The organism is Hoeflea phototrophica DFL-43, from assembly GCF_000154705.2.
GTDB classification, from domain to species: Bacteria; Pseudomonadota; Alphaproteobacteria; order Rhizobiales; family Rhizobiaceae; genus Hoeflea; species Hoeflea phototrophica.
On sequence record NZ_CM002917.1, the window covers coordinates 2,159,271 to 2,172,774 of the forward strand.

General features: G+C 59.6%; 13 protein-coding genes and 1 pseudogene. 4 read left to right on the forward strand and 10 right to left on the reverse strand.

Features of this window, described 5'->3' with window-relative positions; translation table 11 throughout:
- Nucleotides 1-70: 70 nt before the first annotated feature.
- Nucleotides 71-937, reverse strand: a complete 867-nt coding sequence (locus HPDFL43_RS10255; protein WP_007197257.1) for an NAD(P)H-binding protein — start codon at nucleotides 935-937, stop codon at nucleotides 71-73.
- Between the two features lie 4 nt (nucleotides 938-941).
- Nucleotides 942-1,958: an NAD(P)H-dependent flavin oxidoreductase gene (locus HPDFL43_RS10260; RefSeq protein ID WP_040449184.1), complete on the reverse strand. Its 1,017-nt coding sequence runs from the start codon at nucleotides 1,956-1,958 to the stop codon at nucleotides 942-944.
- Between the two features lie 128 nt (nucleotides 1,959-2,086).
- On the opposite strand from HPDFL43_RS10260, the gene HPDFL43_RS10265 reads away from it, so the two are divergent.
- Nucleotides 2,087-3,022, forward strand: a complete 936-nt coding sequence (locus tag HPDFL43_RS10265) for a helix-turn-helix domain-containing protein (RefSeq protein ID WP_007197260.1) — start codon at nucleotides 2,087-2,089, stop codon at nucleotides 3,020-3,022.
- A 66-nt stretch (nucleotides 3,023-3,088) separates the two neighbouring features.
- Here the strand turns inward: HPDFL43_RS10265 and HPDFL43_RS10270 are convergent, their stop codons facing one another.
- Nucleotides 3,089-3,613: an ATP-binding cassette domain-containing protein gene (locus HPDFL43_RS10270; protein WP_007197261.1), complete on the reverse strand. Its 525-nt coding sequence runs from the start codon at nucleotides 3,611-3,613 to the stop codon at nucleotides 3,089-3,091.
- Nucleotides 3,614-3,692: 79 nt separating this feature from the next.
- On the opposite strand from HPDFL43_RS10270, the gene HPDFL43_RS10280 reads away from it, so the two are divergent.
- Nucleotides 3,693-5,044, forward strand: a protein-coding gene (locus tag HPDFL43_RS10280; RefSeq protein ID WP_156970252.1) for an IS3 family transposase whose coding sequence is annotated in 2 segments (ribosomal slippage) — nucleotides 3,693-4,029 and nucleotides 4,029-5,044 — 1,353 coding nt in all. Because the reading frame shifts where the segments join, the coding sequence is not laid out codon by codon here.
- A gap of 154 nt (nucleotides 5,045-5,198) precedes the next feature.
- Here the strand turns inward: HPDFL43_RS10280 and HPDFL43_RS10285 are convergent.
- The gene (locus tag HPDFL43_RS10285; RefSeq protein ID WP_007197264.1) at nucleotides 5,199-5,942 is read right to left on the reverse strand and encodes an SDR family NAD(P)-dependent oxidoreductase; all 744 of its coding nucleotides are present in this window, start codon (nucleotides 5,940-5,942) and stop codon (nucleotides 5,199-5,201) included.
- A gap of 290 nt (nucleotides 5,943-6,232) precedes the next feature.
- On the opposite strand from HPDFL43_RS10285, the gene HPDFL43_RS10290 reads away from it, so the two are divergent.
- Both HPDFL43_RS10290 and HPDFL43_RS10295 read left to right on the forward strand, forming a co-directional pair.
- A complete protein-coding gene (locus HPDFL43_RS10290; protein WP_040449185.1) occupies nucleotides 6,233-6,487 on the forward strand; it encodes a hypothetical protein in 255 nt (84 codons plus the stop codon).
- Nucleotides 6,468-6,785, forward strand: a pseudogene (locus tag HPDFL43_RS10295) (cysteine hydrolase family protein); the annotation flags it as partial. The gene HPDFL43_RS10290 and the pseudogene HPDFL43_RS10295, both read left to right, overlap by 20 nt.
- 360 nt (nucleotides 6,786-7,145) lie before the next feature.
- On the opposite strand, the gene HPDFL43_RS10305 reads toward HPDFL43_RS10295, so the two are convergent.
- The 6 genes from HPDFL43_RS10305 to HPDFL43_RS10330 all read right to left on the reverse strand — a co-directional run bounded on the left by HPDFL43_RS10305 (nucleotide 7,146) and on the right by HPDFL43_RS10330 (nucleotide 13,444).
- Entirely contained in the window at nucleotides 7,146-8,357 is a 1,212-nt protein-coding gene (locus HPDFL43_RS10305; protein WP_040449186.1) for a molybdopterin molybdotransferase MoeA, read from the reverse strand.
- Entirely contained in the window at nucleotides 8,357-8,866 is a 510-nt protein-coding gene (moaC, locus tag HPDFL43_RS10310) for a cyclic pyranopterin monophosphate synthase MoaC (RefSeq protein WP_007197270.1), read from the reverse strand. The genes HPDFL43_RS10305 and moaC overlap by 1 nt, the downstream gene beginning before the upstream one ends.
- Nucleotides 8,863-9,678 (reverse strand): indole-3-glycerol phosphate synthase TrpC, encoded by an 816-nt coding sequence (gene trpC / locus HPDFL43_RS10315; RefSeq protein ID WP_007197271.1) that lies wholly within the window; start codon nucleotides 9,676-9,678, stop codon nucleotides 8,863-8,865. Before trpC ends, moaC begins: the two co-directional genes overlap by 4 nt.
- 4 nt (nucleotides 9,679-9,682) lie before the next feature.
- Nucleotides 9,683-10,717, reverse strand: coding sequence for an anthranilate phosphoribosyltransferase (trpD, locus tag HPDFL43_RS10320; protein ID WP_007197272.1), 1,035 nt, complete (start codon nucleotides 10,715-10,717; stop codon nucleotides 9,683-9,685).
- Between the two features lie 43 nt (nucleotides 10,718-10,760).
- Nucleotides 10,761-12,650, reverse strand: a complete 1,890-nt coding sequence (locus HPDFL43_RS10325) for a peptidylprolyl isomerase (RefSeq protein ID WP_040450077.1) — start codon at nucleotides 12,648-12,650, stop codon at nucleotides 10,761-10,763.
- Between the two features lie 329 nt (nucleotides 12,651-12,979).
- Nucleotides 12,980-13,444 (reverse strand): hypothetical protein, encoded by a 465-nt coding sequence (locus tag HPDFL43_RS10330; RefSeq protein WP_007197274.1) that lies wholly within the window; start codon nucleotides 13,442-13,444, stop codon nucleotides 12,980-12,982.
- Nucleotides 13,445-13,504 lie beyond the last annotated feature (60 nt).

Below are 13,504 nucleotides of genomic sequence, written 5' to 3' on the forward strand. Positions count from 1 at the left end.
ACTTGCTCAATGTTCTGCCGTGGGGCCAACTCTTTCAATCCAGCTTGTCTACCGGCCTCAGCCGTGCGGTCTAGGGCAGGAAACTCGCGATGTGTTCTTTCAGAAAGGCGTCCAGCGTACGTGGGTCGTCGCCCGTGATGTTCGCCACGTCGCTCGTCACCTGCTCTTGCGCACCTTGCCTGACGGCCACCATCAGATCGACCAGCAGAGTGGTTTTCCAGCGCGGCATCCCGGTGAGCAACGGCATGACCAATCGGGCGAGCGGTGCAGGTGGGCTGGTATAGCCGATCTTGACCCCGATAAGGTCTGAAAGCTTGGCCGTGACGTCTGAAAATCCATAGGCCGCCGGGCCGGTCAACGTGTAGATCTTGCCCGCATGCTTGCTGTCCGTCAGGCAGTGGGCCGCCACGGATGCGATGTCGCGGACATCCACCATCGCGGTTCTGCCTTTGCCCATCGGAGCGGTGATCGCCTTCTTCTTGGCAACGTCGCCGCTCATCAAGAGCAGTGATTGCTGGAAAAAGGTGGGCCGCAGGATGGTGTAGCTCAAACCGCTGCGCTCAAGCGCCTGCTCAGTATTGCGGTGCTGAAAGCCGAAACTGACTGGTGGGTTCAAGCCTGCAGATTGAGCCGAAAGCTTGACGACCTGCGCCGTGCCGATGCTCTGCAGATGCTCTATCAGCCGCATCTCTGTGCTGTCCTGGTCCCGGGCATCGGACGATGCCAGGAACACGCCGTCAAATCCATCAAGCTTGGCCACAAGCTCTTCAGGTCGCCTGATGTCGCCGACAATTGGAGAAATGCCGCGCTGTACCAGACGGCCCGCCGCTGCGTCATTCCGGGTAACGCCCGCAACCTCATGTCCTCTCAAAAGCAATTCACTGCACAAAGCTGAGCCGACCTGACCGGTCGCGGTAAAGACCAAGAATCTGGACATCTGCTCACCCCTGGTATTTCGACAGAAGCTGCTTTGCCTCGGCTGCCATGCGCGCGACAATTTCGGCAGCCGATGGCAGGTCCCTGATCAGCCCTAGTCCTTCGCCGGCCAGCAAGGGCAACTCATCGAAAGCGCCGGTTGCGCCTTGCATGGGGACCATGTTTGTAAAGCGGTGAAGCGGCACCTGCTGCCCCAAAAGGTCCATTTCTCCGATTTGTGGATGGTGCTCTGCTCCCACTGCGATCTTGTCGACCTTGTCGTTCCATTCCGTCACAAGTGGCGTGCGAAGCACGCGGATCGGATTGAAATCCGGATGTTCCCGGCCGAATATGTGGGTCAGATCCGTGTCGGCCGTGTCGCTTTCAACGATGCGCTGCTTGTACTCTTCGGCAACCGCGGCCTCCCGTGTTGCAACGAACCTTGTGCCGATCCAGGCGCCATCGGCGCCAAGCATCAGCGAAGCGGCCAGTCCGCGCCCATCTGCAATGCCGCCAGCAGCCAGCACCACAGCGCGGTCGCCCACTGCATCTACCACTGCAGGTGTCAGGGCGATGGTTCCGGCCGTGCCGTAATTGTGGCCACCGGCTTCGGCACCCTGGGCAATGACCAGATCAATGCCATCCGCCACGGCGGCAATCGCGTCCGTGACCGAACCGACCTGTTCCCAGACGTCGATGCCCGCGGCATGCATCTGATCGATCCAGGCTTTCTGCGGATGTCCCCAATGAAATGAAACCGCCTTCGGCTTCATTTGGCACATCAAATCGATATGTGCCTGGGATGTGAAAATGGTGATGAAATTGACATGATAGGCACGTGCAGTGCCGGCATTCATGCCGTTGACCAGCATTTCGACACCCTCGGGTGGGATGATCCCCACGCCCGCGATGGAACCCATTGCGCCAGCCTCACTCACCGCGATACCCAATGGCGGCGTCATGCCTGCAAAGGCCATTCCCGCCTGTACGATTGGGACGGACAGACCATATTTCTCGGTAAGCCTGGTGCTGATTGTTGTCATTCCGGTTCCCTCGGATACTGTCTTTTTCGATGGTGCCAGCGAACGGCATCGGGGTTGCCGTGGCAAGAGAGGCACTTGATCGAGAGTGCACTTTGACCTTATCTGGACGCAGTCCGGAGAAGATTTGAATGCATTTGGAGCGTCCGAAGCAGACCAATGTGCCCGCCAAAGTCTGGTCGACGAAAGGCTTGGCAAAGCCCTTCGGCTACTGGCAGGAGACCGTCAGCCAGGCCTACACAGCGTTGTCTCCCGAACCTGTCGACAGCAGACCATTTCATGGCCAGATCAAGCTTTTCGAGCTCGCTGACGATGCCAGCATCTCGTCAATCAAGGCCGGCGCGCAGATTGTTCGGCGGACCCGGCAGGACATACAGCTTCGGGCTTGCGAAGCTGTTTTCATCAATTTTCAGCTGCAGGGACAAAGCACGATTTCCCAGCGCGGAATCGAGGCCAAAATCGATGCGGGCTCGCTCGTTCTACTCGATGCGACCGAACCTTTTGCAATGAAATTTGACCGCCAGTTCGAGCAAGCCTGTCTGCATCTTCCGAAATCGGCGCTGGAGGTCAACGGCATCCGGGCCTCGGAATTCGTCGGCCGCGCCGTCACAAGGCAATCGGGCTTCGCCGCGCCGCTGTTTTCGGCCATCGACAGTCTGACCGCCGGCGTGCCGGCGCCACATGTGCTGCCTGGACTGATGCAGATGCTGTCCTTCGGATTGTCCAATGCGCGCAGGAATGCCGTTGCAGATCAACATCTTGTAACGGTTCAGAACTTCGTAGTTCACAACATGGGAAACAGCGATCTGTCGCCCGGGCTGACCGCACGGCATTTCCGGATTTCAACGCGTCACCTGCACAAATTGTTTGCCCGAGACGGAATCACATTCGGCACGTTCTTGCTTGATGCCCGGTTGCAGGCCTGCCGGAAGCGGATACTTGCTTCGCCGGACGAGCCCGTCAGCCTTGTCGCCTTCGCCCATGGCTTCCGCAGCCAGAGCCATTTTTCCCGCGCATTCCGCCAGAAGTTCGGATGTTCGCCAAATCAACTGCGAAAATCCCATTGAAATGCCGGCGGCTTCGCCGGTGCATTTGGGACCAAGCCGAAAAAGACCAACAGTCTCGAGCAGCGATTAGATGAAGTGAAGGCTGATCGGTTTTCCCGCGATCAGCTGCACATCGATCCTGAAGCCGAACAGGGTCTCCAGCACCTCCGGGCGCATCACGTCCTCGCTGCTGCCGTCGGCAACGATCTTTCCTTCACGCATCCCCACAATCCGGTCGGCATGAACAGCGGCATGGTTGAGATCGTGCAGGACGATGATGATGCTGCGACCGGTCGTGTCCGCCACTTGGCGCAGGGTGCGCATCAGTTCGCGTGCATAGAAGATGTCGAGATTGTTCAACGGCTCATCGAGAAGCATGTAGCCGGTGCCCTGCGCGAAACACATCGCAGCCCGGACCCTCTGGCGCTCACCGCCTGACAGGGTGTCGACGAATTTTCCCCTGATGTCCCAGAGATCGAAGGTCTTGAGTGCCTGTCCGACTTCGTCATGATCTTTGCCTGTTGGCCGGCCCTGATGGTGCGGGTACCGGCCAAACTGGACAAGCTCGCCAACCCGCAACCGGCTGGCGATGCTGTTGTCCTTGTCCGACATCAGCGCCCTTGAGACAGATTTGGTTTAATTGAGAAGAGAGGATTTTCGGCTCATCGTAGCTCACTCAAAGGAAGCGAAGATGAGACAGAAAACCGGGCCACAGACATCGGCGGCAGAGAAGACGATCAAGGACATTCGCCGCGCGACGCGCAAACACCATTCGTCCGAGGACAAAATCCGTATCGTGCTGGAGGGCCTTCGTGGCGAGGACAGCATTGCCACAATCTGCCGCCGCGAAGGCATCGCCGAGAGCCTGTATTATAGCTGGTCGAAGGAATTCCTCGAAGCCGGCAAGAAGCGGCTTGCCGGAGACACGGCCCGTCCGGCGACCAGCGACGAGGTGAAGGTGCTACGCCGTGAAAGCCGTGACTTGAAAGAGGCGCTGGCCGACCTCACCCTGGAAAACCGTCTGCTCAAAAAAAGCATGATCGGGCATGGGGGCGACGAGGAATGAGATATCCTGCCACTGAGAAGCTTGAAATCATCCGGCTCGTCGAAGAATCTCACCTGCCTGCCAAGCAGACGCTCGACAAACTCGGCATTCCCCGGCCGACCTTCTATCGCTGGTACGACCGTTTTCTGACACACGGCGTCGAAGGCCTGGAAGATCGGCACTCGGCCCCATCGCGGGTGTGGAACCGCATCCCCGACGACATGCGTGATCGCATTGTCACCATGGCCCTGGACCATGCAGATCTGTCTCCACGCGAGCTGGCGGTCAAGTTCACCGACACGGAAAGCTATTTCGTGTCAGAGGCTTCGGTCTACCGCCTTCTGAAGGCCCACGACCTGATCACGTCGCCAGCCTATATAGTCATCAAAGCCAACAACGAGTTCAAGGACAAGACCACGCGACCGAACGAGATGTGGCAAACCGACTTCACCTATCTGAAGGTCATTGGCTGGGGATGGTTCTACCTATCGACCATCCTCGACGACTATTCCCGCTACATCATCGCCTGGAAGCTGTGCACCAGCATGAAGGTCGATGACGTCACAGACACGCTCGACCTGGCGCTGGTCGCATCAGGCTGCGACACGGTAAAGGTCGAACACCGACCGCGCCTGCTGTCGGATAATGGCCCATGTTACGTCGCTGCCGATCTCGGTGAATGGCTGGAAAAACACAAGATCGGCCAGGTCCACGGTGCTCCGGGCCATCCGCAGACGCAAGACAAAATCGAACGCTGGCACCAGACGTTAAAGAACCGCATTCTCCTGGAAAACTACTTCTTCCAAGAAGACCTCGAAGCCCAAATCGCGGCTTTCGTCGAGCATTACAACCATCGCCGATACCACGAGAGCCTCGACAATCTCACCCCGGCTGACGTCTACTTCGGGCGAGGCCAGACCATCTTGCTCCAACGCGAAAGGATCAAACGAAACACCATCAAGCAGCGCCGCTTGAAGCACAATGCAAAAGCGGCTTAAATCGAACCGCAAACCGAGCCGGAAACTCCACTCTTCCAACGCACGAAAAGTCTCAAATCATTCGACGACGGACAATTTGAACCTGAGTGCTTGTCAAAAACCAATGACAAGTAACGTGCAGCCCCCGGTCTTCCTCAATGGTGCTGCTGTCGCGCTAATAGGTGGCACGGCCTCCAGACAGGTCGAACACACCGGCAGTGGTGAAGCTGTTTTCGCGCGAACACAGCCAGGCGATCATCTCGGCCGCTTCGTTGAGTTCAAGAAAGCGGCCTCGCGGAATCTTTGACAGCATATAGTCGATATGGGTTTGCGCCATCTGGTCAAAGATCCGGGTGCGCGCCGCTGCTGGAGTTACGCAATTCACGGCAATGTCCAGCCCGGCAAGCTCCTTTCCAAGTGATTTGGTAAAGCCGATGACGCCCGCTTTTGACGCGGAATATGCGGATGCGTTGGGGTTGCCTTCCTTGCCTGCAACCGAGGCGATGTTGACGATCCGGCCATAGGCCTGTGCCCGCATGGTCGGCACGACGGCGCGGTTGACGTGAAAGGTGCCGTTCAGATTGACCGCGATGATTTTCGCGAACTCATCCACCGGGTACTCCTCGACGGGCGCGTTGGAACCGGCGATGCCTGCCGAATTGACGAGGATGTCGATACGGCCAAGCGCGTCGAGCGTTTTCGCACAGGCGCTTTGAACATCGTCCCAGTCGGAGATATCCACCTTCAGGGCAATTGCCTGATCAAGACTTTGCGCGGTCCGTTCTGCCAGTTCCTGGTCCATATCCCATAGGGCGATCCTGGCGCCTCCGCTGCTCAACCGCCGCGCCACGGCTTCGCCAATGCCCTGCGCTCCGCCAGTCACGATTGCGACCATCCCCTGGAACTGATTGTCACTCATACGTTTTCTCCCAATTCACTTACTCGGCGCTCGTCTGACCGTGAACACCTGTTTCCGTCTCCCCAGCGGTAACCGCAGGATGTGCCTGCATTCTTGCATGGTGCTTCGGTTCGGCACAGACCGCTACACATCCGCTCAAAAATAAAGACGCAGGGGTATGGCGACCAACCCCGGGGCATCGCGGCCTGGCGTGAGGCTGCCAACCTTGGGTCAGGTGCCGTATTTATCATGCAGGCGACGGGGTGGTGACCTTGGGAGAAGTGGTCCGCGCCTGCTTGGGGAGGAAGGCCATGAAAAAGGCACTTGTCGATTCAGTAGCGACTTGTTTCCTGCTGCCCGCGGGAGCGTTGGCAGAGGACACCGTCAGGATTTGCATCCTGGTTGCGCCTGAGGGCGTTTTCGCAGCCGGTGGCGCCGATGGCGTTCGCAATGTGGAAATGGCATTCGACCAGGCTGGCGGCATGGCCGGTGGCAAAAAACCGAGATTGTCGGCGCACCCAGTGACACCATGCCCGACACAGCCGTGCGCCAGTTCCGCGCCTTGAGCCAAGGCATGACGAATTCGTGGTTGAGAAATTACGCATGTCGGCCTGGGAAGGCTCAAGTCTCGAGACCATTCTCAAGGCCGAAGGCCGTGACATGATCATTGAAACCGGCGCGTGGACGAACATGTCCAACGAGCACACCGCCCGCACCGGAGCCGACAAGGGCTATATCATGGTGATCCCGGAAGACGGATGCTCGAGAATGAATGCCGACTGGCACAACGCCTCGATCAATTACGCGCTTCAGAATGTGTCGCTGGTGACCAAGACCGACACCGTGATAGCGGCGCTCGGTTGAGGTTGCCGAGATCAGCCAAGAAGCTGTGTAGGGCGCATGGTCTACGTCGGTCGAACAGCTTCAGCCGGAGGAACGGTTGCATTATCCTGAAAAGGCTTGTCGCAAGTTTCAACGGCATCATGCAGCAGGTTACAAATTCTTTCGGCCGTCGAAATTGCGTTCTGCCAGACCAGAGATTGGATCTCCTCGAATTCGAGTGTCTCCAACCCGTAGCTGGCAAGAGCGATCCAGTCATTGGACTTCGGCATCCCGTCTGGTCTTGATTGATCCGTCCGCGAGACTGCATCGTTAAATGCACTGATCAAGAACCTTACGGCCGCATCGCCATCTTCCGACCGGCGAAACCAAGCATTGCAACGGTCAATCCCGCAACACGAGCACGTCACATGCTTCACCGGCCTTTGCGGCGGGCGCAAGGGGTGGGCGGATGATCAGGCAGCGGGCATCGGCGAAGACCTTCATCAGCGACGAATCCTGCCGTGGCATAGGGCTGGCGACAAGGGCGCCGGATGGGTCGCGGGAGAGATCGCCGCGCAGATAGTCCTGACGCAGATCGTTTGAGGGCAAATCCCGGCCAAGGACTGCGGATTTGACCCGCGCCGGATCCGGCAACCCGGCAAGGCGGGTGATCAATGGCTCCAGGAACAGATGTGCGCAGACGAGGCTCGACGCCGGGTTCCCAGGCAGACCCAGAACACGCATGTTGCCAAGACGGCCCGACATCAGTGGCTTGCCCGGCCGCATGGCGATTTTCCAGAAATCAAGAGCCATCCCGCGTGCCGTGAGCGCTTTCTGCACCAGGTCATGGTCGCCCACCGAAGCTCCGCCGATGGTCACCAGCACGTCGGCTCGTTGCGCAATGGCTGAATCCAGCGCCCCATCAAGCGCTTCCATCCGGTCTTCCGCGATGCCCAGATCGAACACTTGAGCGCCTGCGCCGCGCGCCAGCGCGCCAACGCCGTAAGTGTTCGATGCAATGATCTGGCCCGGCCCGAGTGTCTCGCCCGGCAGCCGCAATTCGTCGCCTGTGGCAAGAATGGCAATCCTGGGCTGCCTGTAGACGGGCAGGGTGGCGTGGTTCATCGCCGCGGTAAAGGTGATCGCACCGGCGTCAAGCAAGCGCCCGGCCTCAAGCCCGGTCTTTCCTTCCTCGAAATCGATGCCGGCGGCGCGAATGTGCCGCCCTGGTTCCGCAGCCGCGGTGATCCGCACGGAGCCACCGTCGATCCGCTCGGTGTTTTCCTGGATCACCACCGTGTCCGCGCCCGCGGGCACCGGCGCGCCGGTAAAAATACGAACTGCAGATCCGGCGGACAGAGTCCCGTCAAAGCCATGTCCGGCAGCAGATTCACCCTGCAGCTTCAGCACCGCACCTGCCTGCGCATCTTCGGCTCGAACCGCATAACCGTCCATTGCGGAGGCCGCGAAGGGCGGATGGGTGCGCAGCGCCTTGAGATCACTTGCAAGGACCCGGCCAAAACTCTGCGCCAGGGGTAGCATCTCAGCTTGGCTATCCGGAGCCGCGCCATCGAGAATGCGCGCAAGTGCTTCATCAACCGGCATCAAGTTCATCAGCTCTTGCCCTTCGATGCAACGGCCCAGTTGCCGGATTTGCCGCCGGATTTGGTGATCACCCTGATCCCGCCGATCTCCATGCCGCGGTCCACAGCCTTGCCCATGTCATAAATGGTCAGGCAGGCAACCGAAGCCGCCGTCAACGCTTCCATCTCGACGCCGGTCTTGCCGGTGAGCTTGGCGAGCGTACGTACCTGCAAGCCGGGCAGGGCCTCGTCCGGTGTGATCTCGACACTGACCTTGGTCAGCGCCAGCGGATGGCACAGCGGAATAAGGTTGGCGGTCTGTTTGGCGGCCATGATGCCGGCGATCCGCGCGGCACCGATGACGTCGCCTTTTTTCATGTCGCCGGCCATGATCAGCGCAAGCGTCTCGGGCCTCATCCGCACATGACCTTCGGCCTCTGCGATGCGGGTCGTGTCGGCCTTGTCGCCGACATCCACCATCACGGCCGTCCCGTCTTCGGCCAAGTGTGTCAGGCGTGGAGCGCCGGGGTCGGCCATCATTCGGCTGCCGCAGCAGCGTCAGCGCCAGTGAGCAGCGCACGGGTGGCAGCGGTGACATCGTCCTGCCGCATAAGGCTCTCGCCCACCAGGAACGTGGATATCGCGCTTGTGGAGAGGCGTACGCAATCGGCATGGGTACCAATCCCGCTTTCTCCCACCAGGATGCGGCCGTCTGGAACCATCGCGGCCAGCCGCTCGGACACCGACAGCGAAACCTCGAAGGTGCGCAGATTGCGGTTGTTGACGCCAATCAGCGGGCTGTCTAGCTTCAGCGCGCGTTCCATCTCACGCTCGTCATGAACCTCGATCAGGGCTGCCATACCAAGCCCGTGGGCTTCATCTTCAAGCCGCCTGGCGTCGTCATCGTCAAGCGAAGCCATGATGATCAGGATCGCGTCGGCATCCCAGCTCCGGGCTTCGTGGACCTGGTAGATGTCGAACATGAAATCCTTGCGCAAGGCCGGCAGGCTGCAGGCCGCGCGGGCTGCGGTCAAGAACTCCGGCGCACCCTGAAACGACGGGGTGTCGGTGAGCACTGACAAGCAGGCCGCACCACCGGCCTCATAGGCCTTTGCAAGTGCCGGCGGGTTGAAATCGGCACGGATCAGACCCTTGGAAGGGCTTGCCTTCTTGATTTCCGCAATCAGCGCGTAGCCGCCAGCCTGATGCTTGGCTTCGATCGCGGCTGCGAAGCCGCGCGGCGCTTCAAGGTCGCGCGCTCGCGCCTTGACCTCAGCAAGCGGAACCCGTGCCTTGGCGGCGGCAATCTCGTCGCGCTTGTAGGCTTCGATCTTTGCGAGGATGTCGCTCATCGTGTCACCCCTTCTTCGGTGCGGGTGCATGGGCGGTGGAAACCGCCACCAGCGTCTCGAGAGCGGTCAGTGCCGCGCCGCTGTCAATCGCGTGTGCTGCCTGCTCAATACCCTCTTGCAGCGTTTCGGCCTTGCCTGCGACCACAAGCGCGCCTGCCGCATTCAAAAGCGAGATGTTGCGATAGGCGTTGATCTCGCCCTCGAGCACCTTCTTGAGTGCCTTGGCATTGTAGATGCCGTCGCCACCCTTGAGTGCGGCGAGATCGACGCGCTCGAGCCCCAGCTCCTCGGGCGTTGTTTCGAAACTGCGGATACGGCCATTTTCGAGCGCGACCACCCGTGTTGGCCCTGTGGTTGTCATCTCGTCGAGTCCGTCACCATGCACCACCCAGACGGTTTCCGAGCCAAGATCCTTGAGCACCTCGGCAATCGGCTCGAGCCAGACCGGCGAAAACACCCCAAGCAGCTGTTTCGTCACGCCTGCCGGGTTGGACAAAGGGCCCAGCAAATTGAAGATCGTGCGGGTTCCAAGCTCCACCCGGCTTGGGCCCACATGCCGCATGGCTGAATGGTGTGCCGGTGCGAACATGAAGCCGACACCGGCCTCGCGGATGCAGGCCGCAATTCCGTCCGGATCGAGCTCAAGGGATACGCCAAGTGCGGCGAGCGAATCTGCGGCACCGGATTTCGATGAGAGCGCACGATTGCCGTGCTTTGCGACCTTCAGGCCGGCGCCTGCGGCAATAAAGGCCGCGGCAGTTGACACATTGTAGGTGCCTGACGCGTCGCCGCCAGTTCCGACGATGTCGACGGCTCCCGCGGGCGCGCTGACCGGCAGCATCTTTTCGCGCATCACGCTGACCGCGCCATAGATCTCGTCCACGCTCTCGCCACGCACCCGCAGAGCCATCAGGAAACCGCCGATCTGCGCTGGTGTCGCGTCGCCCGACATCATCACGCCGAACGCCTTGCGGGCATCCTCGCGGTTCAGCGGTTCGCCCGCGGCAACCTTGGCGATGAAGGATTTCAGATCAGCCATGTACGCCGGCTCCCCCTGTCTCGCGGCAACGCCCGCATTCCTCTTAAAAGGCCAGTGCCCGCTCGGCCAGTTCCCGATTGACCGAGACGCCGTATTCGGCCTGAAGTTGCGCCACCACCTGGTCGAGAATGTCGTCCGCGATCTGCTGGGAGATCTGGTCGCGCTGTTCCTGGCTAACCGAATCCGCTGTGGTCCCGGATGCATCATTGACTGAGGTGACCTGGATCAGGATTTTGTTGTCTCCCGAAGTGTCATTGGCCACCGTCACCAGACCCTGCGGGCCCGAAAACGCTGCGGCGACCGCTGCTTCGCCGAACACCGGGTCCGTATCGGTCCGGTTAAGTGAGAACTTGGTTTCCACCGCGATCGACAGTTCCGCGGCGATGGCGGACAGGTCTGCGCCCCTTTCGAGCCGTTCCTGAAGCGCCGTCGCTTTGGCGCCCAATGCTTCAAGCTCCTGCTCGCTGCTCCAGTCGGCAACAACCTGCTCGCGGACTTCATCGAGGGTGCGGTCCCGTGCCGGTGTCACATCTTCGACCTCGAACCAGACGAAACCTTCAACGCCAAGGCTGATCGGCGGGGCTTCAACACCTGGTTCCGTCTCAAAGACATCGCGTAGCAATTGTTGTGATTGCGGCAACTCGGAAAGCACTGTGCCATCCGGTGTCTGTCCGCTGCGGTCGGCCGCTTCAATGGTGACGGGCGTGAGTTTTTGCTGTGTTGCAGCCTCCATCAAGGTCATGCCGCCGGCGCGGGCATCCTCATAGGCGTCATGCACGTCAAGAAGAACCTGTGCGGCTTCCGCCAGCGCCAGTTCGTCGCGGATCTCGGTTTGCACCTCTTCGAAGCTCCGGGAGGATTCGGGTGTAATTTCGGCGACCCGCAGAATCACCGGGCCGAACTGACCGTCAACAACCGGAGAAACGCCGCCCGCGTCAGTGATTGCGAAAGCGGCATCGGCCAGAGACTGGTCCGGCACTGTTTCCTCGGTGAAACTGCCCAGCCGCACATCAGCGGCGGTGCGTCCCTGATCAGTGATCAGCGTGTCGAAACTCTTGCCCGAGGCAAGTTCCGCCTCAGCTGCTTCGGCCGCCTCGCGATCAGCAAACACCAGCTGATCGATGGTCCGGGTTTCCGCCGTGGTGTAACGGTTCTTGCGCGCCTCGTAATCCGCCCGCGCCATCTCGTCACTGATCGCAGCGGGATCGGCGATGTCTTCGCTTTCAAGCTTCACATAGGTGAACTTGCGATACTCAGGCGCTGCATATCGGGTTTTGTTGCTCTCGAAGAAGGCACTCAATTCATCGTCGGAGGGTGCTGGGACCGGATCGATGTTGGCTTTCGTCAGCAGCAGATAATTCACATCACGGGTCTCGGCTTCATACTGAGCCAGGGCAGATATCATCGCGTCGGGCGCATCAAAACCTTCCGCGACCGCTTCGACGATCTGTGTGCGCACTGCCACCTGGCTGCGGCTGCGGATATAGTCTTCCTCACTCATGCCGACGGAGTTCAACACGCGACGGAAGATTGAGCGGTCGAAGCGGCTGTTGAAATCATGAAAAGCTGCATCCTGGGCAATCAAGGCAGCAAGCCGGCTGTCGGACAGGCCGAGATTCATCTCGCGCGCCTGCTCATCGAGCAGCGCACCGGCGATCAGTTGTGAATAAACCTGATTTTCGATGCCGAAGGCGCGTGCCTGTTCCTGGGTCAGACGGGTGCCGAGCTGTTGGCCGACAGCCGCCATTTGGCGGTCATAGGCGAGACGGAACTCGTTGGGAGACACTTCAGTGTCACCCACCGTGACAACCGCGCTGCCGCCAGCATTCAGGATTGACCCCGAGATGCCCCAGACCGCGAACGAGGCGACCAGCAGAACGAGGAGAAATTGGGCGACCCAGCTTTTGGCGCCCTTGCGCAATGTATCAAGCATCGAAGCTCCTGCATCGAGATATCCGCGGTCCCGAACGCGTTCGAAGACGCGCACGAAACCTGTCAAAGTCCCTTTAGACGAAAGCTTTGGCGAAATGAAGGGCAGGGGCGTAGAATAGACACGATCGAAAAAGCAGATCCGCGGCTGAGAAGCCGTCTCGGAGTTCAGATGGCGGTTGCTGAACGATTGGCACCCCGCTCAGACCAAAAGCGGCTGCGCTATGGTCGGCATGCGTGGTCAAACACCGCTCAGTTTTCGTTGAATTCATTCTCTGAGAAGGCACCACCAGGCCGCCAACATCGGGTACGGCCCAATTGTCGATGCGGCTTTCAGGAAAAGCTGAATATGTCGCCGATGTTTTCGATAATCGCCACCAGCAAGACGACGCCAGCTATCAGCAGGGCGACCCACCACAAAAAGTGAAACACGATTGCTGCAATGCCCAGTCCGGCGCCATATGTGTAGAAGCGCTTGTTTTCGCGCAAAACGCCAGAGACCAGGGACAGCACGATTGCGATGACACCAAGTATGGGGGCGGCGAATGACACATAGGTCCACACCGAAACGGGGGCAGGCGCAGGTGCTTCATTCGCCAAGCCAAAAAACGACCGCCATGCCGATCGTTTGATCTCTCCGGCGATCTCACCGATTTGCACAGCGGCGGACGGCTTCGCTTCAAAAGACGGCCCTGCCATCTGGGCAAAGACAAGAATTAGGGCGGCCGCTCCGGCAATGACTGCCCAAAACCCCCATTGCCGTAGAATAACAGGCTTGTCGAATATCTGATTTTCCATAGGTGCAGCTTGCCACGAAGAAATCTAGGGAGCGTTAAGCCATTAATTAAAAGCCATCAA

Excerpts from the sequence above, each read along its gene's own strand:
- HPDFL43_RS10260 (WP_040449184.1), bottom strand. The coding sequence starts at position 1,958 with ATGACAACAATCAGCACCAGGCTTACCGAGAAATATGGTCTGTCCGTC.
- HPDFL43_RS10255 (WP_007197257.1), bottom strand. The coding sequence starts at position 937 with ATGTCCAGATTCTTGGTCTTTACCGCGACCGGTCAGGTCGGCTCAGCT.
- moaC (WP_007197270.1), bottom strand. The coding sequence starts at position 8,866 with ATGATGGCCGACCCCGGCGCTCCACGCCTGACACACTTGGCCGAAGAC.
- HPDFL43_RS10290 (WP_040449185.1), top strand. The coding sequence starts at position 6,233 with ATGAAAAAGGCACTTGTCGATTCAGTAGCGACTTGTTTCCTGCTGCCC.
- HPDFL43_RS10270 (WP_007197261.1), bottom strand. The coding sequence starts at position 3,613 with ATGTCGGACAAGGACAACAGCATCGCCAGCCGGTTGCGGGTTGGCGAG.
- HPDFL43_RS10325 (WP_040450077.1), bottom strand. The coding sequence starts at position 12,650 with ATGCTTGATACATTGCGCAAGGGCGCCAAAAGCTGGGTCGCCCAATTT.
- trpD (WP_007197272.1), bottom strand. The coding sequence starts at position 10,717 with ATGGCTGATCTGAAATCCTTCATCGCCAAGGTTGCCGCGGGCGAACCG.
- HPDFL43_RS10265 (WP_007197260.1), top strand. The coding sequence starts at position 2,087 with ATGCATTTGGAGCGTCCGAAGCAGACCAATGTGCCCGCCAAAGTCTGG.
- trpC (WP_007197271.1), bottom strand. The coding sequence starts at position 9,678 with ATGAGCGACATCCTCGCAAAGATCGAAGCCTACAAGCGCGACGAGATT.
- HPDFL43_RS10305 (WP_040449186.1), bottom strand. The coding sequence starts at position 8,357 with ATGAACTTGATGCCGGTTGATGAAGCACTTGCGCGCATTCTCGATGGC.
- HPDFL43_RS10330 (WP_007197274.1), bottom strand. The coding sequence starts at position 13,444 with ATGGAAAATCAGATATTCGACAAGCCTGTTATTCTACGGCAATGGGGG.
- HPDFL43_RS10285 (WP_007197264.1), bottom strand. The coding sequence starts at position 5,942 with ATGAGTGACAATCAGTTCCAGGGGATGGTCGCAATCGTGACTGGCGGA.